This is a genomic window from Kitasatospora sp. NBC_01287, assembly GCF_026340565.1.
In the GTDB taxonomy this organism is placed as follows: Bacteria; Actinomycetota; Actinomycetes; order Streptomycetales; family Streptomycetaceae; genus Kitasatospora.
In genome coordinates, this window is sequence record NZ_JAPEPB010000001.1 from 4,236,139 (window position 1) to 4,253,669 (window position 17,531).

Consider the following 17,531-nt stretch of genomic DNA (forward strand, 5'->3'; position numbering starts at 1 on the left):
TCGTGGTCCTGTGCCGGCAGTCAGTCGTCCTGCCGCCGAAACACCAGGTTGCCACACCTGCGGGTGACCTCGACGCCCCCGGGTAGCTGCAGCGGCCCCTGACCGCGCCAGCCGGTGACCAGCAGGTCCACCGCCTCGAGGTGTCGGGCGAACAGGTCCCCGGCCCGCGAGCCGGTGCGCAGCGCCACCCGGCGCAGCACCCGGCGGCGCACCGCGGCGGGCAGTTCGGCGAGCGCGGCCACCGGCAGCCCGCCGTGCTCGGGGCGGTAGAGCTGCTGCTCGGCGCGGAGCGCCCACTGGTCCAGCGCGTCCGCGTCGTCGCGGAACAGCCGGGCGGTGCGGGCCAGCGCCTCGACCACGCCACCGCCCAGGTGCTTCTCCAGCACCGGGAGCACCTCGTGCCGGACCCGAGCGCGGGTGTAGGCGGGATCGAGGTTGTGCGGGTCGTCCCAGACCTGGATGGACTGCACGGCGCAGGCCTGGCGGGTGGCGGAGCGGTCCAGGTCGAGCAGCGGGCGGCGGTAGCGACCCTTCTGGGCGGGCATACCGGCCAGCGAGCGGGCCCCGGAGCCGCGGGCCAGGCCGAGCAGCACCGTCTCGGCCTGGTCGTCGCGGGTGTGGCCGAGGAAGACGGCCAGCGCCGCGTGGCGCTCGGCGGCCTCGTCCAGCGCGGCGTAGCGGGCGTCGCGGGCCGCCGCCTCCGGGCCGCCCTGGCGGCCGACCAGCACCGGGACCGCCTCCACCGGGTCGAGGCCGAGCGCGCGCAGCCGCTCGGCGACCTGGCGGGCGCGGTCGGCGGAGCCGTCCTGCAGGCCGTGGTCGACGGTGACGGCGCCGACCCGCAGGCCGAGTTTGGGGGCCTCGAAGGCGGTGGCGGCGGCGAGGGCCATGGAGTCCGCGCCGCCGGAGACGGCGACCAGGACCAGTGGCGAGCCGGGGGCCGCGGGGGTGCGGGGCAGCCCGGAGGGGTGGCGGCGGGCGTTGCCGATCAGCACGGTGGCCGGGGTGGCCGACATGGTGGCGGCCGGCGCGGCGGCGGCGGCGAGAGCCGCCGCGGGGACCGGGACGGCGGTGGAGCGCAGGGCGGCGGCCGGAACCGGGACGGCCGCCTCGGCCGCCAGGTCGATCAGGGCGCGGCGGACGGCCAGGCGTATCGCCGCGACGGCAGGGTGTGGGCCCACGGTGGAGCAACTCCTCAGCTGGATGGGTGACCGAACGCTCACAGATCGTCGCAGAAAGGCGGACGCGCCCCGCCCACCCGCGCCACCGGTACGACCACCGTCCCACGGACGGGTGAATGAAGAAACGTTCCGCCGCCCCGCCCCCTCACTCGTCCGGGGGCTTCGGCTGGGACTGGCGTCCGACCCGGGCCACCCACGCGGCCGGATCGTGGATCTCCTCCTTGGTCGGCAGGGTGTTCGGCGAGGTCCAGACCCGGTTGAAGCCGTCCATCCCGATCCGGTCCAGCACCCCGCGCACGAAGACCGCGCCGTCCTGGTACTGGCGCAGCTTGGCGTCCATCCCGAGCAGGCGGCGCAGCACCAGGTCGAGCCGGCTCGCGCCCCGGTCGCGGCGGCGCTGGAACTTCTCCCGGATCTCCGCCACGCTCGGCACCACGCTGGGGCCCACGCCGTCCATCACCACGTCCGCGTGGCCCTCCAGCAGCGACATCACCGCGGTCAGCCGGGCCAGGATCTCGCGCTGGCCCGGGGTCTGCACCACGTCCAGCAGCGTGCCGCCGCCCCCGGTCCTGCTGGTCGCGCTCCGCTCGCCGGGCGCCAGCGCCTCGCGCAGCCGCTCCAGCAGGGCCACCGGCTCGACGTCGGTCTCGGCCAGGAAGGCCTGCACCTCGGACTGCACGTGGTCGCGCAGCCAGGGCACCGCGCTGAACTGGGTGCGGTGGGTCTCCTCGTGCAGGCAGACCCAGAGCCGGAAGTCGTGCGGGTCGACGTCCAGCTCCCGCTCCACCTGGACGATGTTCGGCGCCACCAGCAGCAGCCGCCCCTGGACCGGCTGCCGCGGGCCACCGGTCCTGGGCCGGTCGAAGAGTTCGGCCGGGCTGTCGGGGGCGGCGTCCGGCAGCGGGTCGCCGCCGGCCGCGAAGGTCTCGTACTGGCCTAGCACCTTGCCGGAGAGCAACGCCAGCACCGCGCCCACCTCCACGCCGGTGAGCTTCTCGCCGACCGCCCCGAGCACCGCGCCGCCGGGCGTCTCGGCCCGCTTGGCGGCCAGCTTCTCGGTCAGCGGGCGGATCACCGTGCGGAAGCCCGCCACATTGGCCCGCACCCAGCCGACCCGGTCCACCACCAGGACCGGCGCGGCCCCGTCGGCCGCCAGCCGGGAGGCGCGCATCCCGGTGAAGCCGCGCACCGCGTCCTCGGCGGCCAGCGCGTGCCGACGCAGCTCGGCCACCACGGTGCGGGCCTCGTCGCGGGTGACCTGGGGTCCTGGTCTGGCCAGCCGGGTCGCCGTCGCGACCGCGAGATTCCAGTCGACCATGTCAGCACCGCCGCTCGCGCTCGTCATGCCCCTCACGGTACGTGCTGCGGGCCCCCGGCCCCACCCCTTCCGCGCGGGCCCGACTACTTGCAGCCGCAGGAGACCAACTTGGCCACGATCCGGTCCATCGCGGCCCGGGCGGCGTTCGCATCGGCCCCGGTCCTGGTCATCAGCGCGAAGTCCAGCACCCGCCCGTCGGCGTCCACCAGGGTGCCCGCCAACGTGTTGACGCCGCTGAGGCTGCCGGTCTTGCCCCGCACCACGCCGGCGCCGTCGGCCGATCCCTGGGCGGCGGTGAAGCGGGTGCCCAGGGTGCCGGTCAGCGAGGCGATCGGCAGGCCGGTGAGCACCGGGCGCAGCTGGGGGTGGTCGGCGGAGGTGGCCAGTGAGAGCAGGTCGGTCAGCACGATCGGCGGGATGGTGTTGTGCACGTTCAAGCCGCTGCCGTCGTTCAGCTGCACGCCCGCCATCGGGATGCCCAGGCCGCCCAGGGTCTGGGTGACCGCGGCGGCCGCGCCGTCGTAACTGACCGGCTGGTGCTGGGCGATCGCGACCTGCCGGGCCACCGCCTCGGCCAGGGTGTTGTCGGAGTTGGTCAGCAGCCGCTCGACCAGCCGGGGCAGCACCGGCGACTGCACCTGGGCGAGCGGCGCCGCGTTCGCCGGGGCCTGTGCCTGGGCGGGCTTGCCGTCCACCGCGACCCCCTGGGCGGCGAGCAGGCCGGTGAACTCGGCCACCGCCTGGGCGGCCGGATCGGCCACCCGCACCGGGGCGTCGATGTCCTGGGTGGCGGTCACCCGGCCCTCGTCGACCATCAGCGACGACATCGGACCTATGTTGACGCCGTCGTTGAACTTGTGCGCGGCCGGGCCGGTGTAGAGCGAGGTGTCGTAGCCCAGGTGCACGGTGGTCACACCGCCCGCCTTGAGCGCGGTGGCGGTGGCGGCCGCCAGGTCGATCAGCGAGGCGGGCGCCGTGTCGGCGTCCACCGGGGCGCCGCCGATCCGGATCTGGTCCGCCGGCAGCCCGGTCAGCGTCGGGTCGCCGCCGCCGACCAGCACGATGTCGGCGGGGGTGGCGCCGTGCACCACCTTGGTGGTCAGCCGGGTCTGCGGCGGCAACAGGCTGAGCGCGGCCACGGAGGTGGCCAACTTGGTGGTGGAGGCCGGGGTGGACGGGGTGGTCTCGCCCGAGCCCAGCAGCAGCTTGCCGGTGCCGCCGTCGGTGATCGCGAAGGTCAGCGTGCCCAGGGCCTTGTCCGAGGTGAGCTGGCCGAGCGCGGCCTGCAGCCCCGCGGCACTGGGCAGGCCCTCGGTGCCGGTGCTGACCGCCGGGGTGAGCACCGGCGGCGCCACCGCGGACGGGGTGCTGCCGTCCGGCGCCTGCGGGTGCGCCGGTCCTCCCGCGGCCAGCAGGGCCACCCCGGTCAGTCCCGCCACCACACTCGCGCCCAGACCCCTGCGAGTCCCCGTGCCTGTCACAGCCCAACCCCTTTCCACAGCACTCCCTCCCGTAGGAGACACTTGGATTCTGTCAGTCCCTACCTTGGAGGCACCGTTGGAGTTCGACGTCACCATCGAGATCCCGAAGGGCTCCCGCAACAAGTACGAGGTCGACCACGAGAGCGGTCGTCTTCGCCTTGACCGGATGCTCTTCACCTCGACCCGCTACCCGGCCGACTACGGCTTCGTCGAGGGCACTCTCGGCGAGGACGGCGACCCGCTGGACGCCCTGGTCATCCTGGACGAGCCGACCTTCCCCGGCTGCCTGATCAAGTGCCGCGCGATCGGCATGTTCAAGATGACCGACGAGGCGGGCGGCGACGACAAGCTGCTCTGCGTGCCGGCCACCGACCCGCGGTGGGAGCACCTGCGGGACATCCACCACGTGTCGGAGTTCGACCGCCTGGAGATCCAGCACTTCTTCGAGGTCTACAAGGACCTGGAGCCCGGCAAGTCGGTCGAGGGTGCCGAGTGGGTCGGCCGCCTCGAGGCCGAGACCGAGATCACCGCTTCGGTCAAGCGTCTGGCGGAGTCCGGCGACGCGCACTGAGCGTGGTGCTCGTGCCGGGCGGTCTCACCCTCCGCCCTCGGTCGCCGGACCGAGGGCGAAGGTGAGGGATCGGCCTCGACGGGAGCGCACCGGCGGGGCGGGCCTCAGATGACGGCCCGGATCTCGCCCACCACCGCAGCGCCGCCGAGCAGCGGAGCGCTGCCGATCCGGTCCAGCACCGGGTCCTGGTAGCCCAGCCGGCGCAGCACGGCCGCCAGCACCGGGCCGATCGCCCGGCCCGCGCCGTCATCGATCTTGAAGGCCAGCGCCCGTCCGTCGGGCAGCGCCACCGCCTGCACCGCCTCCGCACCCATCTTGGCGAGCGTGCCGGGGATCGCCCGCATCAGCCAGGTGTCCGGACGGCGGGTGCCGGCCACGAACTCGGGGTGAGCGCGCATCGCGTCCGCGACCCGGCGCTGGGCACTGCCCTCCTCGGCCCGCAGCAGCGCGCGGTAGCCGCGGGCCAGGCCGATGAGCGAGACGGCCAGCAGCGGCGCGCCGCAGCCGTCGGTCCCGGCCGCGGCTATCGACTCGCCGCAGGCCTCCTCCTGGGCCGCCAGGGCCAGCCGCTGGATCGGGTGCTCCGGGTCCAGGTAGCTCGTGGTCCGCCAGCCGTTGGCCACGCTGGCGGCCAGCCAGGCGGCGTGTTTGCCGGAGCAGTTCATCAGCAGCGGCTCGCGCTCGCCGCCGCCGGCCAGCACGGCTTCGGCCTCGGTCGGGTCCAGCGGGAGGTCCGGCGGGGTCTGCAGCGCACCGGCATCCAGGCCGGCCCCGGCCAGGATGCTCCGGACGCCGTCCAGGTGAAACGATTCGCCGGAGTGGCTCGCGGCCGCCAGTGCCAGCAGCTCGCCCTCGATCGGCAGGCCGGCCCGCAGCGTCGCGACCGCCTGGAAGGGCTTGTTGGAGGAGCGTGGGAAGACCGGGCGCCCGGGGTCGCCCAGGGCGAACTCGACCGAGCCGTCCGGGGCGAGCACCACCAGGGAGCCGCGGTGGTGGCCCTCGGTGAAGCCGGAGCGGACGACCTCGGCGAGGACGGGCGAGCTGGCGGCGGAGTCTGGCATCGGTGGCAGCCTTCCGGAGCAGGTGGGGATGGGTGCCGACCGCCGTGGCCCGCTGATCTCAGTCGGGCATCGGGCCGCCGGCCAGCAGGTCGTCGACCCGCGCTTCCCCCTCACGGTACCGCCGGGTGATCTCCGCCCCGCAGCCGTCCGCCGTGCGCTGCAGCAGCTGACGGCGCCCGGAGACCTCCCGCTCGTGCGCGGTGAGCCGGTCCAGCGCCGCGAGCAGTTCGGCCGAGGCGTGCGCGGCCAGGTCGGCCAGCTGGACATCGCCCATCAGGGCGTCCGCCTGCGCCTGGTACTGCTCGCCGCGCGGCGTGCCCAGGGTCACGTGCCGGGCGGACTGGCGCACGTTGGAGGGGGCGTCGGCGAGGATCTGCGGCAGCCGGTGCAGCAGCGTCTCCTGCAGGGGGTCCGAGCGCGGCGGGCGCGGGTGGCGGTCGAGCGTGCGGCGGTCCAGCTCGGCCCGCAGGATGTCCACCCGGCCCTGCAGCAGCCGGCGCAGGTAGGACAGGTCGGCCTCCTGCTCCAGGGCGTCCCTGCGCAGTGTGCGCAACGCGTCCAGGCCCAGCTCCTCGATCGCCGGCACCACCGGCGCCGCGGCCTCACCTGGCGCCCCGTTCGGATCCATCGACCAACCACCTGCCCTCACCATCGGTCCCACCCTTTGCCGACCCTCCGCCGGTTGCACGCCCTGGCGCCCCCCGCGGGTTCCCCGCCGCCGCCCCTGCCACCCACTCGGGCGAGTGCCCTCGGCACGGGTGTGCGAGCGGTGCGAACGGCCGTCCGCGGCGAGCGGTACGGCCGACTCCGGAATCGTGCCACCCCGCGGGGCCCGGTGCGGCGCAGATGCACCCGAACGGCGGCCTGGCGAACGGACCTGGCTGGTATGACCTGTGGGCCGGCGCCGCGCCGGACGGCACAATGGCCCGCATGCGAGCAGTGGTGCAGCGGGTGAGTGAGGCCGCCGTGACGGTGGCCGGGGAACAGGTCGGGGCGATCAGCGGGCCGGGGCTCTGCGTCCTGGTCGGGGTGACGCACGAGGACGGCCCGGCCCAGGCCGCGCAGCTGGCCCGCAAGTTGTGGACGCTGCGGCTCTTCGAGGCGGACGGCACCGAGAAGTCCTGCTCGGACCTGGCCGCGCCGCTGCTGGTGATCAGTCAGTTCACGCTCTACGGCGACGCCCGCAAGGGGCGCCGCCCCACCTGGAACGCCGCCGCGCCGGGACCGGTGGCCGAGCCGCTGGTGGCCGAGGTGGTCGAGCGGTTGCGGGCGCTGGGCGCCGAGGTGGAGACCGGCCGGTTCGGGGCGGACATGACCGTCTCGCTGGTGAACGACGGGCCGTTCACCGTACTGCTGGAGGTCTGAGCCCCGGCCGGCCGCCGCCCACGCGGCTCCCCCGGCCGGGGCCGGCCGCTACGGGGCGACCACGACCTCCTGGGCGGCCGGCACGCCGCCGGCCCGCAGCTCGGCCGCCACCGGGACGTTGCGCTTCACCAGGGCGAGCGCGATCGGGCCCAGCTCGTGGTGGCGGGCCGCCGAGGTGACGAAGCCCAGCGCCCGGCCCTCCGGCTCGGCGGCCAGGCGCACCTCGGCGCCGTGCGCGGGCAGCACCTCCTCGGTGCCGTCCAGGTGCAGCAGGACCAGGCGGCGCGGCGGCTTGCCCAGGTTGTGCACCCGGGCCACCGTCTCCTGGCCGCGGTAGCAGCCCTTGTTCAGGTGCACGGCGGTGACCAGCCAGTCCACCTCGTGCGGGATGGTGCGGTGGTCGGTCTCGAAGCCGAGCCGCGGGCGGTGCGCCTCGATCCGCAGCGCCTCGTAACCCCAGATGCCGGCCGGACTGCCGAACTCCTTCGCCTGCTCCGCCAGTTCGGCGCGCGGCAGGAACAGGTCGCGGCCCCAGGGCAGTTCGCGCACCGCGGCCGCCCCCGCCGCCGTCGCCGGGTTGCCGGCCGGCAGGTGGACCACGGCGAACTCCGCCGTGGCGTCGGCGACCTCGACCCGGTACATGAACCTCATCTTCGCCAGGTACTCCAGCAGCGCGCCCTGCGTGCCGGGCTCGACGTGGGCCCAGCTGGTGGTGCCGTCGTCGACCAGGTAGAGGGCGTGCTCGACGTGCCCGTGCGGGGAGAGGATCAGCGCCTCGGTGGCCTGCCCCGGTCCGAGACCGCTCACGTGCTGGGTGAGCAGCAGGTGCAGCCAGGCCAGCCGGTCGGGGCCGGTCACGGTGATCACGCCGCGGTGCGACAGGTCGGTGAAGGCCCGGCCGGCCGCCAGCTCCCGCTGCTCGCGGAAGAGGTCGCCGTAGTGGGCCGCGACGCCCTCGTCGGCTCCCTCGGCGGGGACGGCTCCGGGCAGGGACAGCAGCGGGCTCTTCATGCCCGCCAGCTTACGACCGCGGCCGCGTCAGGCAGTGGCCGCGTCAGGCGGTGGCCGCGTCAGGTGGCGGCCCGCTCCGCGGCGGCGGTGCAGTCGGCGCAGCGGCCGAAGATGGCGAAGTGCTCCAGGTCGGTGTCGAAACCGTGCCGCGCGCGCAGGCTCTCGATCAGCGGGGTGGCGATCGCGGTGTCCGTCTCCGAGACCTTGCCGCAGTCCCGGCAGACCAGGTGCAGGTGGTGGTGGCGGTCGGCCAGGTGGTAGGTCGGCGCGCCGTGGCCCAGGTGGGCGTGCGAGACCAGGCCCAGCTCCTCCAGCAGCTCCAGGGTCCGGTAGACGGTGGAGATGTTCACCCCGCTCGCGGTCCGCCGGACCTGGGCCAGGATCTCGTCGGGGGTGGCGTGGTCGAGCACGTCCACCGCCTCCAGCACCAGCTGGCGCTGCGGGGTGAGGCGGTAGCCGCGCTCGCGCAGATCGGTCTTCCAGTCGGTGCCGGCCGTGCTGTGCTCCGCCACGGTGCTGCCCCTTCGCCCTCAGCCGTCCTGTGCCGCCCCGGTGCTCAGCGGAAGAAGGCGATCCCGTCGTCCGGCAGGTCGTTGATGTCCTTGATCAGCTGGGCCGGGCTGAGCACCTTGCGCAGCTGCGCGGACATGTAGGGACGCAGCGGCACCTCGGGGGCCGACTTCTCGCCGACCCAGAGCAGCTCGTCGTTGACGAAGCCGTAGAGCCGCTTGCCACCGCTGTAGGGCGCCGAGCCCTCGACCCGGGCGACCGCGTCGGTGGCCACCTCGATCTGCGGCTTGCCGTCGGCCAACTTGCCGTACCAGACCTCCACCGTGCCGTCGTCGCGGACCATGGAGATCTCCACCTCGCGCTCGCCGCTGGTGCCGTGCTGGTTGCTGGTGACGCGCCAGAAACCGTGCTCGTTCTCCAGCGGGCGGACCTTCTCGCCCTCCTCGTCCAGCACCCAGGTGCGGGAGCGGAACTCCAGGAAGGGGCGGCCGTCGTGCCGGAAGACGACCTCCTGGCCGAAGTTGCACTTCTCCTGCGCGCTCTCCTGTCCGGGGAGCGGCGCGAAGACACCGGCTCCCTCCCAGGTGCCGAGCAGGAAGGCCAGGGAGACGACGTCCCTGTGGAGGTCAGTGGGGATCTCGATCATGGTCCTGGTCGCAGTCGGGGGCGGTGGGGCTACCTCTACGGTAACGGGGAGAGGTCAGCGCTGGCCCTGGTAGAGCTTCATCACGGAGAAGAAGGCGAACCAGACGATCACGACGGTCATGATGCCGAGCAGGCAGTCGAAGAAGAACTCAAGACCACTCACGGTGGGGCTCCCGGTGCGGTGACGGCGGACGGACGATGACGGCGCGAGTCTATCCGGCGGTGGTGCGCGCCACGCGGTGAGGCCCGCCACAGCGCGCGGGCCGCCGCTCCCGGGGCCGACGGGCCGCCCGCCGCCGGTCTAAGCTGACGGCGTGTCGAAGAAACTCGTCATCAAGGTCACCGCCGGAGCCGACGCGCCCGAGCGCTGCTCGCAGGCCTTCACCGTGGCCGCGGTCGCGGTCGCCAGCGGGGTCGAGGTCTCGCTCTGGCTGACCGGGGAGTCGTCCTGGTTCGCGCTGCCCGGGCGGGCCGCGGAGTTCGAGCTGCCGCACGCCGCGCCGCTGCCGGACCTGCTGGAGTCGATCCTGGCGGCCGGCACGGTCACCCTGTGCACGCAGTGCGCGACCCGGCGCGGCATCGAGCAGGCCGACACCGTGGCGGGTGTCCGGATCGCGGGCGCCCAGGTCTTCGTCAGTGAGATCATGGCCGACGGCACGCAGGCACTGGTCTACTGAGGCGGCCGGGGCGGCTCGTGGTCGGGTTTGTCGGGGTCGTGCCCCGGCTCCTCCCACTCGGGGTCGTCCCAACGAGGGTCCTGCCACCAGTCGTCCTCGGGGTCGCGCCGGTTGGCGAAGATCGCGGCCAGCGGCGGGATCACCATCGCCACCAGGCACATGCCGATCGCCGCGCCGACCGAGAAGAAGCGCACCACTGCCCAGGCCAGGACGAAGAGCCCGAGGCAGATCCCCATGGCGGTGAAGTAGTAGAGGTGCCTGCGCCGCTGCTGCACACTCCCACGGTAGAGCGAGCAGCCCCCGCCGTGGCAGGGGCTGCTCGCTCGACTTCTCCGCGCGGTCCGCGCTTCGGGCCTCGGACCTCGGACCTCGATCATCGGACCGCGATCATCAGACCGCGATCGGGACCTCGGTCAGGGCGCCCTGGGAGGCGACCACCTTGCGGTCCACGGTCGCGCCGGGCACCAGCGCGCGCACGGTCCAGCTGCCGGGAGCCGCGAAGAAGCGGAACTGCCCGGTGGCCGAGGTGGGCACCTCGGCGGTGAACTCGCCGCCCGCGTCCAGCAGCCGCACGTAGCCGTTGACCGGCTCACCGTCACGGGTCACCGAACCCTGGATGATCGTCTCGTTCGCCACGTCAACTCCTGCCAGGTCCGGGCCGCCGGCCTTCGCACCACACATTGTCCAGGTCTCCTTGCTTCTCGGTACGGCGCGGTGCCGCTCAGGCGCCGAGCTCGATCGGCACGCCCACCAGGCTGCCGTACTCGGTCCAGGAACCGTCGTAGTTCTTGACGTTCTCCTGGCCCAGCAGCTGGTGCAGGACGAACCAGGTGAGCGCGGAGCGCTCGCCGATCCGGCAGTACGCGATGGTGTCCTTGGACAGGTCCACGCCCTCCTGCGCGTAGAGCGCGCGCAGGTCCTCGTCGGACTTGAAGGTGCCGTCGTCGTTGGCGTTCTTCGACCACGGGATGTTGCGGGCGCTCGGCACGTGGCCGGGGCGCTGCGACTGCTCCTGCGGCAGGTGGGCCGGGGCGAGCAGGCGGCCGGAGAACTCGTCGGGCGAGCGCACGTCGACCAGGTTCTTGCTGCCGATCGCGGCGAGGACGTCGTCGCGGAAGGCGCGGATCGCGGTGTCCTGGGCCTGCGCCTTGTAGTCGGTGGCCGGGCGGCTGGGGACCTCGGAGCCGTCGACCAGGTCGCGGGAGTCGAGCTCCCACTTCTTGCGGCCGCCGTCCAGCAGGCGGACGTCGCCGTGGCCGTAGAGCTTGAAGTACCAGAAGGCGTAGGAGGCGAACCAGTTGTTGTTGCCGCCGTAGAGCACCACGGTGTCGTCGTTGGCGATGCCCTTGGCGCTGAGCAGCGCCTCGAAGCCGGCCTGGTCGACGAAGTCGCGGCGGACCGGGTCCTGGAGGTCCTTCTTCCAGTCGATCCGGACGGCGTTCTTGATGTGGTTCTTGTCGTACGCGGAGGTGTCCTCGTCGACCTCGACGATGACGACCTTCGTGTCCTCGATGTGGGCCTGGACCCAGTCGGCGTCGACCAGGACGTCGCTGCGGCTCATGATTCTGTCTCCATCCGGGGGCGGTTGGCGGAAGGTGAGGGGCCCGGCCGGATGCGGTACGGCCATCCGGGCCACTTGTCCGAAAATCTGTCCGGATAGTGGGACGGGGCGGGGTAACCGGTACCGCCGGGCAAAAGGCGGGAGAAGTGGCCGCAGACGGGGAAGCGCCTGGTCAGGCCGGGAGTGCGAGCGGGGCGGCGAGTCGATTCTGCCGGACTGCGCCGCCGGTCAGCGCATGCGACACAGGCAGGCGGACACGCGGCAGAGATCTACCGCCCGCCGCTTCGTGAGGTCCGCCTGTCGCTTCATGGGGACGATGCTAGGGAGCCGGAGCCGTCTCTGTCATCAGCGTATCGAATGGCGAGACCAATATGTTCGAATGGTGGGATTTGACCCGGACTTGGCGTACGGCACCGGGTCCGCGGAGCCGCGCACGCGGGCAAGCGGGGTCCGAGCGCGCGGGCATCCGGGGTCCGGGCGGGCGGGTACGCGGGGCCGGCCGATCAGGCGGGCAGGGGGCTCAGCCGACCAGCTGCAGGTGGCTGCCCTGGAAGACGAGGGCCAGGCCGTCGGGCTGCGGGGTGACCTGCTGCAACCGCAGACCCACCGGCATGCTGCCCTGCAGGGTGAAGTTCCGGGAGCCGATCTGCGAGTTGATCAGCTGGGTGACGCCCGGCAGCGAGCCGATCCCGGGCAGCGCGCCCACACTGTCCACCGAGATCGTGTCGCCGTCGGTGCGCAGCTTCACGGTGGTGCTGATCTTCTGCCCGAGCAGCTCCCCGGTGACCTTCACCAGGCCGGGGCCCCCGTAGCCGAGCGTGGTGCGCGCGTCCAGGCCGAGCAGGGTCTGCACCTCCTGGTAGCCGATCCTCCCGGTACCGGTGCCCGAGTCGACGGTCGCCGAGCGGTAGTCACCACTGACCTGAACGCCCTTCAGGTCGGCCGAGAAGTTCTCCAGCTGGAAATCCCGTCCGGCGCCGGAGAGCTGCACGCCGGCGCCCGACAGGTGGACGCTGTCGACCTTGCGGCTGATCAGGTCGGTCAGGAAGGGGAAGTCACCGATCGAGACCGAAGGCTTCCCGGTGATGCCCTGCCGCCCCGCCAGCTTGTCGGCCGCCTGGCCCTGCGCCACCACGACCGCGATCCGGTCGGCGCCGACCAGCAGGCCGGCCAGCACCAGGACGGCGATGGCCGCTTTGATCCAGCTCCGCATCGAAACCCTCTCCCCGTCCTCGCTCGTCCTACCGCCGTAACGACGATCCGGCACGGACCATGGTTCCGAACGGGCAAACGGGCCGGCCCGCCGGGGGTGGTCAGCCGCCGGCGAACGGCGGCAGCACCTCGATCGTGCCGCCCTCGCTCAGCGCCACCTGGGCGCGGTCCCGGCCGCCCACCGGCTTGCTGTCCACCAGGTAGGAACAGATGCCCAGCAGGCGGACCAACTTCGGCCGGTCGGCGTGCCGCTCCGCGGCCTGGGCGAGCGCCTCGGCCAGGTTGGCCGCGCGGTACCGCTCCTCGGCGGTGCCCGCCTCGGCCTTGGCGGCGGCCCAGTAGCGGATGGTCCCGGTCACCACGGCTGCGGGAGTGCCCCCCGGCCCGGGGCCGGAGGAGGGTTCGGTGGTCGCGGTCATGGCGGCCCCTTCTCGAAGGTGTACACATACGTGTGCCGGTCGGTGCCGTGCTCCATCATGGCCCCGGCCGCCGGGCGACCGGGAATTGCGCAGGCCAGCGCGGTAGCACCGGGGGCGCACGCGGGTGGACGCGAGCTGGATCACGTGCCCTGGCCCCTACGCCGGCCCGGCCCCTTGAGCTATCCTCGACCGCTAAGGGATCCGGGCAAAGTAGCCCCCGGGTCCTTTTGTGCTTTCAGGACTCCGAACCGGACGTCCTTGCGAGTGGCAGCCCACCCGTACCGGCGGCGGCACAACGACGTGCCCGCCACCGGTCCGCGGAGACGAAAAGAGGACGACCCGGGTATGAGTTCTCTCCTCCTGCTCACCAACGCACTGCAGCCGTCGGCGGAGGTGCTGCCGGCTCTCGGGCTGCTGCTGCACCAGGTGCGGGTGGCCCCGGCCGAGGGGTCGGCGCTCGTCGACACCCCGAGCGCCGACGTGATACTGGTCGACGGCCGGCGCGACCTGCCGCAGATCCGCAGCCTGTGCCAGCTGCTGCGGTCCACCGGGGTGAGCGCCCCGCTGATCCTGGTGGTCACCGAGGGCGGACTGGCCGCCGTCACCGCCGAGTGGGGCGTCGACGACGTCCTGCTGGACACCGCGGGACCGGCCGAGGTCGAGGCCCGACTGCGGCTGGCGATCGGCCGCCAGCAGCAGACCACGGTGGACGACAGCCCGATGGAGATCCGCAACGGTGACCTCTCGGTGGACGAGGCGACCTACTCCGCCAAGCTGAAGGGTCGGGTGCTCGACCTCACCTTCAAGGAGTTCGAGCTGCTCAAGTACCTCGCGCAGCACCCGGGCCGGGTCTTCACCCGGGCCCAGTTGCTGCAGGAGGTCTGGGGCTACGACTACTTCGGCGGCACCCGCACCGTCGATGTCCACGTGCGGCGGCTGCGGGCCAAGCTCGGGGTCGAGCACGAGCAGCTGATCGGCACCGTGCGGAACGTCGGCTACCGCTTCGTGGTGCCCTCGCAGGGTGAGAAGGGCGAGCGCGGCGCGGGCGCGGCCGAGGCGCAGCAGGACGGGCACCCGGGCACCGAGTCGGCCTTCGAGCAGCCCGTCGGCGGCGGCCGGACCACCTGACCTGCGGCCGGGCCCGGTGATGGTACCGGGCCCGAACCCCCGGGGCTGGACAAACACGCGTAGACTCGCTGCGTGGCCAAGGTGACGCGCGACGATGTAGCCCGACTGGCTGGGACCTCGACCGCGGTCGTCAGCTATGTCATCAACGACGGACCGCGACCTGTCGCGCCCGCGACCAAGGAGCGGGTGCTCGCCGCGATCGAGCAGCTCGGCTACCGGCCGAACAGCGTCGCGCAGGCGATGGCGTCCCGGCGGACCAACCTCATCGGCATGATCGTGCCGGACGCCCGGCAGCCGTTCTTCGCCGAGATGGCGCACGCGGTCGAACGAGCCGCCTCGGACCGCGGCAAGATCGTGCTGATGGGCAACTCGGACTACGCCGAGGACCGCGAGATGCACTACATCCAGGCCTTCCTGGGCATGCGGGTCTCCGGCCTGATCCTGGTCAGCCAGGGCGCCCCGCAGCGCGCCGCCAAGGAGTTCGCCGCGATGGAGGGCGCCAAGGTGGTGCTGCTGCACCGCCGGCCCGAGGCCATCGACGACGTCTCGGTGGTCACCGACGACGTGGGCGGCGCCGAACTGGTGGTGCGCCACCTGCTGGAGGAGCACGGCCACCCCTACGTCGCCTGCTTCGGCGGCCCGGTGGACACCCCCGCGCCCGGCGACCCGGTGATCGACCACGTCGAGGGCTGGCAGCGGGCGATGGAGGCACACGAGCTGCCGATCGACCAACACCTGATCGACGCCCCCTTCCACCGCTACGGCGCCTACGAGGTGGCGCTGGAGCTGCTCCGCTCCCCGAACCGCCCGCCGGCCGTCTTCTGCTCCACCGACGACCAGGCGCTCGGCGTGCTGCGGGCCGCCCGCGAGGTGGGCCTGCGGGTGCCGGAGGACCTGGCGGTCGCGGGCTTCGACGACATCCCCGAGGCGGCGCTGGCCGATCCGCCGCTGACCACGGTGGCCAGCGAGCGCGAGGCGATGGCGCGGGCCGCGGTGGACCTGGTGCTGGACGACTCGCTGATGGTGCCGGGCTCCGACACCGAGCGGGTGCGGAAGTTCCCGTCCCGCCTGGTGGTGCGGCGCTCCTGCGGCTGCGCCGGCAGCGCCGCGCGGTGAGCCGGGCGGGCTCGGCAGGATAGCTGGTCTTTATGAGAAGCCAACGGGCTTCTCTGCCCGTTCTGACCCGTCTCTCATCGGTTCTTCATCCACCGGGCGGACGGTTTGGTCCATGAGCGACCAGCACCGCACCACCGCAGATGAGTCGGGGTCCACCCTCCCGCCGAAGCCGGCCGGAGCGCCCACCGCTCACCAGGACCACCCGATGGCGCCGGCCCCGGCCGCGACCCAGCCCGAACACCCCCGGCCCGCGAACCAGCAGCCCACGTACCAGCAGCCCGAGTACCCGCACCCCGGATACCCGCAGCCCGCGTACACCGAGGCCGACCGCACCGGGCCCGACCACGCGCAGGGCTACTACGCCGCGGACTACGCGGCCCCGCCCGCCGGGGGTGGCGAGCCCCCGTACTACGGCCCGCCGCCCGTCCTGCCGGGTGGGCAGCCCGAGCCCGCCGGCCCCGCGCACCGCGCCCGCACCGGCTTCCTGCGCGGCCGGCTCGCCCTGGTCACCGCCGTCGCGGCGGTCGCCGCGGTGCTCGGCGGGCTGGCCGGCGGCGCGGTCGCCGACGCCCGGCACGGCAGCACCACCGCGAGCTCGACCACGCTGGTCAGCCCGGTCTCCGCGAAGAGCGACGGCAGTGCCGACGTCGCCGCGATCGCCGCCGCCGTCTCACCCTCCGTGGTGCAGATCGACGTCCAGTCGCAGAGCGGCACCTCGACCGGCACCGGGGTGGTGCTCACCGCGAACGGGCAGATCCTCACCAACTACCACGTGATCTCCAGCGCCGTGAGCGACGGCGGCACCATCACCGTCACCTACCAGAACGGCACCAAGACCTCCGGCAGCATCACCGGCACCGACAAGTCGCTGGACGTCGCGGTGATCACCGCGAGCGGCGCGAGCGGCCTGCCCACCGCGACCCTCGGCAACTCCGACGCGATGGCGGTGGGCGACGCGGTGGTGGCCATCGGCAACCCCGACGGCCTGACCGGCACCGTCACCTCCGGCATCATCAGCGCCAAGAACCGCCAGGTCACCGTGCAGGTCGACGAGGGCAGCACGCGCGGCAACGGCGGCTTCGGGTTCCCCGACTTCCCCGGCTACAGCGGTCGCAGCTCCACCGCCTCGTCCTCCGACACCGCCACCTACTCGGCCCTGCAGACCGATGCCGCCCTCAACCCCGGCAACTCCGGCGGCCCGCTGCTCAACTCCGCCGGCCAGGTGATCGGCATCGACTCCGCGATGTACTCCGGCAGCGGCAGCAGCTCCGGCAGCAGCCAGGCCGGCAGCGTCGGCCTCGGCTTCGCCATCCCGATCGACGCCGTCAAGCAGGTACTGCCGAAGCTGCAGGCCGGCCAGACGCTCTAGTCCACGGCCGGGGCGTGTGCCGGACTCCGGCCCACGCCCCGGTCCACGGTCCGGCTCCTGCATCCGGGTGGCCGGACACCGCACAATGGCAAGACCCCTTCCGGACCCAGAGAGGGCCACACCGCCGATGACTCCCCCCGCCGACGACCGCACCCCTGCCGAGCAGCCGGCCACCGCGCGTCTGCTCGTGGTCGACGACGAGCCCGCACTGCGGGACGCACTCGAGAGCAGCCTCGCCTTCGAGGGCTACGAGGTCACCACCGCCACGGACGGCTACGAGGCCCTGGAGGCCGTCGAGCGCGACCAGCCCGACCTGGTGCTGCTCGACATCATGATGCCCCGGATGGACGGCCTCACCGCCGTGCGCCGGATGCGCTCGCGCGGGGACACCGCACCCGTGCTGATGCTCACCGCCCGCGACGCCGTCGGGGACCGGGTGACCGGCCTGGACGTCGGCGCGGACGACTACCTCGCCAAGCCCTTCGAGCTCGACGAGCTGCTCGCCCGGGTCCGGGCGCTGCTGCGCCGCAACGCGCTCGCCACCGAGGCCGCGGCGCGGGCCACCGCCGTGGAAGACGACTCCGAGGTACTGGCCTTCGCCGACCTGCGGATGAACACCGCGACGCGCGAGGTCACCCGCGACGGGCGCCCGGTGGAGCTGACCCGCACCGAGTTCATGCTGCTGGAGATGTTCCTCGCGCACCCCCGCCAGGTGCTCACCCGCGAGCAGATCCTCAAGGCCGTCTGGGGCTTCGACTTCGAGCCCTCCTCGAACTCGCTGGACGTCTACGTGATGTACCTGCGGCGCAAGACCGAGCAGGGCGGCATGCCCCGGCTCATCCAGACCGTGCGCGGGGTCGGCTACGCGCTGCGCGCGCCGAGCGTGGCGACCGGCTGAGCGGCGGC

General features: G+C 73.3%; 21 protein-coding genes. 7 read left to right on the forward strand and 14 right to left on the reverse strand.

Features of this window, described 5'->3' with window-relative positions:
- Window positions 1-20 precede the first annotated feature (20 nt).
- The 3 genes from tilS to dacB form a co-directional block, all read right to left on the reverse strand.
- The gene (gene tilS, locus OG455_RS17945) at window positions 21-1,181 is read right to left on the reverse strand and encodes a tRNA lysidine(34) synthetase TilS (protein ID WP_266294922.1); all 1,161 of its coding nucleotides are present in this window, start codon (window positions 1,179-1,181) and stop codon (window positions 21-23) included.
- A gap of 145 nt (window positions 1,182-1,326) precedes the next feature.
- Window positions 1,327-2,526, reverse strand: coding sequence for a zinc-dependent metalloprotease (locus OG455_RS17950; RefSeq protein WP_266294924.1), 1,200 nt, complete (start codon window positions 2,524-2,526; stop codon window positions 1,327-1,329).
- A gap of 56 nt (window positions 2,527-2,582) precedes the next feature.
- Window positions 2,583-3,980 carry a D-alanyl-D-alanine carboxypeptidase/D-alanyl-D-alanine-endopeptidase gene (gene dacB / locus OG455_RS17955; protein WP_266294926.1) on the reverse strand — a complete coding sequence of 466 codons (1,398 nt, stop codon included), beginning with the start codon at window positions 3,978-3,980 and terminating at the stop codon, window positions 2,583-2,585.
- 76 nt (window positions 3,981-4,056) lie between these two features.
- Here dacB and OG455_RS17960 point away from each other — a divergent pair, with 76 nt between their 5' ends.
- The gene (locus OG455_RS17960; protein WP_266294928.1) at window positions 4,057-4,551 is read left to right on the forward strand and encodes an inorganic diphosphatase; all 495 of its coding nucleotides are present in this window, start codon (window positions 4,057-4,059) and stop codon (window positions 4,549-4,551) included.
- A gap of 104 nt (window positions 4,552-4,655) precedes the next feature.
- Here OG455_RS17960 and OG455_RS17965 read toward each other — a convergent pair whose 3' ends face one another.
- Both OG455_RS17965 and OG455_RS17970 read right to left on the reverse strand, forming a co-directional pair.
- Entirely contained in the window at window positions 4,656-5,612 is a 957-nt protein-coding gene (locus tag OG455_RS17965) for an asparaginase (RefSeq protein ID WP_266294930.1), read from the reverse strand.
- Between the two features lie 58 nt (window positions 5,613-5,670).
- Window positions 5,671-6,240 carry an ABC transporter substrate-binding protein gene (locus OG455_RS17970; protein ID WP_266294931.1) on the reverse strand — a complete coding sequence of 190 codons (570 nt, stop codon included), beginning with the start codon at window positions 6,238-6,240 and terminating at the stop codon, window positions 5,671-5,673.
- Window positions 6,241-6,542: 302 nt separating this feature from the next.
- On the opposite strand from OG455_RS17970, the gene dtd reads away from it, so the two are divergent.
- Window positions 6,543-6,977: a D-aminoacyl-tRNA deacylase gene (dtd, locus tag OG455_RS17975; RefSeq protein WP_266294933.1), complete on the forward strand. Its 435-nt coding sequence runs from the start codon at window positions 6,543-6,545 to the stop codon at window positions 6,975-6,977.
- Window positions 6,978-7,025: 48 nt separating this feature from the next.
- Here dtd and OG455_RS17980 read toward each other — a convergent pair whose 3' ends face one another.
- Genes OG455_RS17980 through OG455_RS17990 form a run of 3 tightly spaced genes read right to left on the reverse strand, consistent with a single transcriptional unit; the run spans window position 7,026 to window position 9,144 of the window.
- The gene (locus tag OG455_RS17980; RefSeq protein ID WP_266294935.1) at window positions 7,026-7,988 is read right to left on the reverse strand and encodes a folate-binding protein YgfZ; all 963 of its coding nucleotides are present in this window, start codon (window positions 7,986-7,988) and stop codon (window positions 7,026-7,028) included.
- Window positions 7,989-8,047: 59 nt separating this feature from the next.
- Window positions 8,048-8,500 carry a Fur family transcriptional regulator gene (locus OG455_RS17985; RefSeq protein ID WP_266294937.1) on the reverse strand — a complete coding sequence of 151 codons (453 nt, stop codon included), beginning with the start codon at window positions 8,498-8,500 and terminating at the stop codon, window positions 8,048-8,050.
- Between the two features lie 44 nt (window positions 8,501-8,544).
- A complete protein-coding gene (locus tag OG455_RS17990) occupies window positions 8,545-9,144 on the reverse strand; it encodes an FABP family protein (protein WP_266294939.1) in 600 nt (199 codons plus the stop codon).
- Window positions 9,145-9,457: 313 nt separating this feature from the next.
- Between OG455_RS17990 and OG455_RS17995 the strand changes: the two genes are divergently transcribed.
- Entirely contained in the window at window positions 9,458-9,820 is a 363-nt protein-coding gene (locus tag OG455_RS17995; RefSeq protein WP_266294941.1) for a DsrE family protein, read from the forward strand.
- On the opposite strand, the gene OG455_RS18000 is transcribed toward OG455_RS17995, so the two are convergent.
- The 6 genes from OG455_RS18000 to OG455_RS18020 all read right to left on the reverse strand — a co-directional run bounded on the left by OG455_RS18000 (window position 9,814) and on the right by OG455_RS18020 (window position 13,012).
- Complete coding sequence (locus OG455_RS18000) at window positions 9,814-10,095, reverse strand: DUF3099 domain-containing protein (RefSeq protein WP_266294943.1); 282 nt, start codon at window positions 10,093-10,095, stop codon at window positions 9,814-9,816. The two genes, OG455_RS17995 and OG455_RS18000, sit on opposite strands and share 7 nt — an antisense overlap.
- 115 nt (window positions 10,096-10,210) lie before the next feature.
- Entirely contained in the window at window positions 10,211-10,501 is a 291-nt protein-coding gene (locus OG455_RS18005; protein WP_266294945.1) for a DUF1416 domain-containing protein, read from the reverse strand.
- A 40-nt stretch (window positions 10,502-10,541) separates the two neighbouring features.
- The gene (locus tag OG455_RS18010) at window positions 10,542-11,381 is read right to left on the reverse strand and encodes a sulfurtransferase (RefSeq protein ID WP_266294947.1); all 840 of its coding nucleotides are present in this window, start codon (window positions 11,379-11,381) and stop codon (window positions 10,542-10,544) included.
- A 228-nt stretch (window positions 11,382-11,609) separates the two neighbouring features.
- Window positions 11,610-11,690 carry a putative leader peptide gene (locus OG455_RS42235; RefSeq protein WP_350529122.1) on the reverse strand — a complete coding sequence of 27 codons (81 nt, stop codon included), beginning with the start codon at window positions 11,688-11,690 and terminating at the stop codon, window positions 11,610-11,612.
- A gap of 211 nt (window positions 11,691-11,901) precedes the next feature.
- Entirely contained in the window at window positions 11,902-12,594 is a 693-nt protein-coding gene (locus OG455_RS18015) for a DUF2993 domain-containing protein (RefSeq protein WP_266294949.1), read from the reverse strand.
- A gap of 100 nt (window positions 12,595-12,694) precedes the next feature.
- Window positions 12,695-13,012: a MoaD/ThiS family protein gene (locus tag OG455_RS18020; protein ID WP_266294951.1), complete on the reverse strand. Its 318-nt coding sequence runs from the start codon at window positions 13,010-13,012 to the stop codon at window positions 12,695-12,697.
- Window positions 13,013-13,357: 345 nt separating this feature from the next.
- Between OG455_RS18020 and OG455_RS18025 the strand changes: the two genes are divergently transcribed.
- From OG455_RS18025 to OG455_RS18040, 4 genes are all read left to right on the forward strand, one after another.
- Entirely contained in the window at window positions 13,358-14,140 is a 783-nt protein-coding gene (locus OG455_RS18025) for a response regulator transcription factor (protein ID WP_266294953.1), read from the forward strand.
- A gap of 72 nt (window positions 14,141-14,212) precedes the next feature.
- Window positions 14,213-15,256, forward strand: a complete 1,044-nt coding sequence (locus OG455_RS18030; protein WP_266294955.1) for a LacI family DNA-binding transcriptional regulator — start codon at window positions 14,213-14,215, stop codon at window positions 15,254-15,256.
- Between the two features lie 112 nt (window positions 15,257-15,368).
- Window positions 15,369-16,625: a S1C family serine protease gene (locus OG455_RS18035; protein WP_266294957.1), complete on the forward strand. Its 1,257-nt coding sequence runs from the start codon at window positions 15,369-15,371 to the stop codon at window positions 16,623-16,625.
- A 127-nt stretch (window positions 16,626-16,752) separates the two neighbouring features.
- Entirely contained in the window at window positions 16,753-17,523 is a 771-nt protein-coding gene (locus tag OG455_RS18040) for a response regulator transcription factor (protein ID WP_266294958.1), read from the forward strand.
- The last annotated feature ends 8 nt before the right edge of the window (window positions 17,524-17,531 follow it).

What these genes read in the sequence shown, in the direction of transcription:
- OG455_RS17980 (WP_266294935.1), bottom strand. Translation starts at nt 7,988, where the DNA reads ATGAAGAGCCCGCTGCTGTCCCTGCCCGGAGCCGTCCCCGCCGAGGGA.
- OG455_RS17990 (WP_266294939.1), bottom strand. Translation starts at nt 9,144, where the DNA reads ATGATCGAGATCCCCACTGACCTCCACAGGGACGTCGTCTCCCTGGCC.
- dtd (WP_266294933.1), top strand. Translation starts at nt 6,543, where the DNA reads ATGCGAGCAGTGGTGCAGCGGGTGAGTGAGGCCGCCGTGACGGTGGCC.
- OG455_RS17950 (WP_266294924.1), bottom strand. Translation starts at nt 2,526, where the DNA reads ATGACGAGCGCGAGCGGCGGTGCTGACATGGTCGACTGGAATCTCGCG.
- OG455_RS18035 (WP_266294957.1), top strand. Translation starts at nt 15,369, where the DNA reads ATGAGCGACCAGCACCGCACCACCGCAGATGAGTCGGGGTCCACCCTC.
- OG455_RS18020 (WP_266294951.1), bottom strand. Translation starts at nt 13,012, where the DNA reads ATGACCGCGACCACCGAACCCTCCTCCGGCCCCGGGCCGGGGGGCACT.
- OG455_RS17965 (WP_266294930.1), bottom strand. Translation starts at nt 5,612, where the DNA reads ATGCCAGACTCCGCCGCCAGCTCGCCCGTCCTCGCCGAGGTCGTCCGC.
- OG455_RS18025 (WP_266294953.1), top strand. Translation starts at nt 13,358, where the DNA reads ATGAGTTCTCTCCTCCTGCTCACCAACGCACTGCAGCCGTCGGCGGAG.
- OG455_RS17970 (WP_266294931.1), bottom strand. Translation starts at nt 6,240, where the DNA reads ATGGATCCGAACGGGGCGCCAGGTGAGGCCGCGGCGCCGGTGGTGCCG.
- OG455_RS18005 (WP_266294945.1), bottom strand. Translation starts at nt 10,501, where the DNA reads ATGTGTGGTGCGAAGGCCGGCGGCCCGGACCTGGCAGGAGTTGACGTG.
- OG455_RS18040 (WP_266294958.1), top strand. Translation starts at nt 16,753, where the DNA reads ATGACTCCCCCCGCCGACGACCGCACCCCTGCCGAGCAGCCGGCCACC.
- OG455_RS42235 (WP_350529122.1), bottom strand. Translation starts at nt 11,690, where the DNA reads ATGAAGCGACAGGCGGACCTCACGAAGCGGCGGGCGGTAGATCTCTGC.
- OG455_RS18015 (WP_266294949.1), bottom strand. Translation starts at nt 12,594, where the DNA reads ATGCGGAGCTGGATCAAAGCGGCCATCGCCGTCCTGGTGCTGGCCGGC.
- OG455_RS18010 (WP_266294947.1), bottom strand. Translation starts at nt 11,381, where the DNA reads ATGAGCCGCAGCGACGTCCTGGTCGACGCCGACTGGGTCCAGGCCCAC.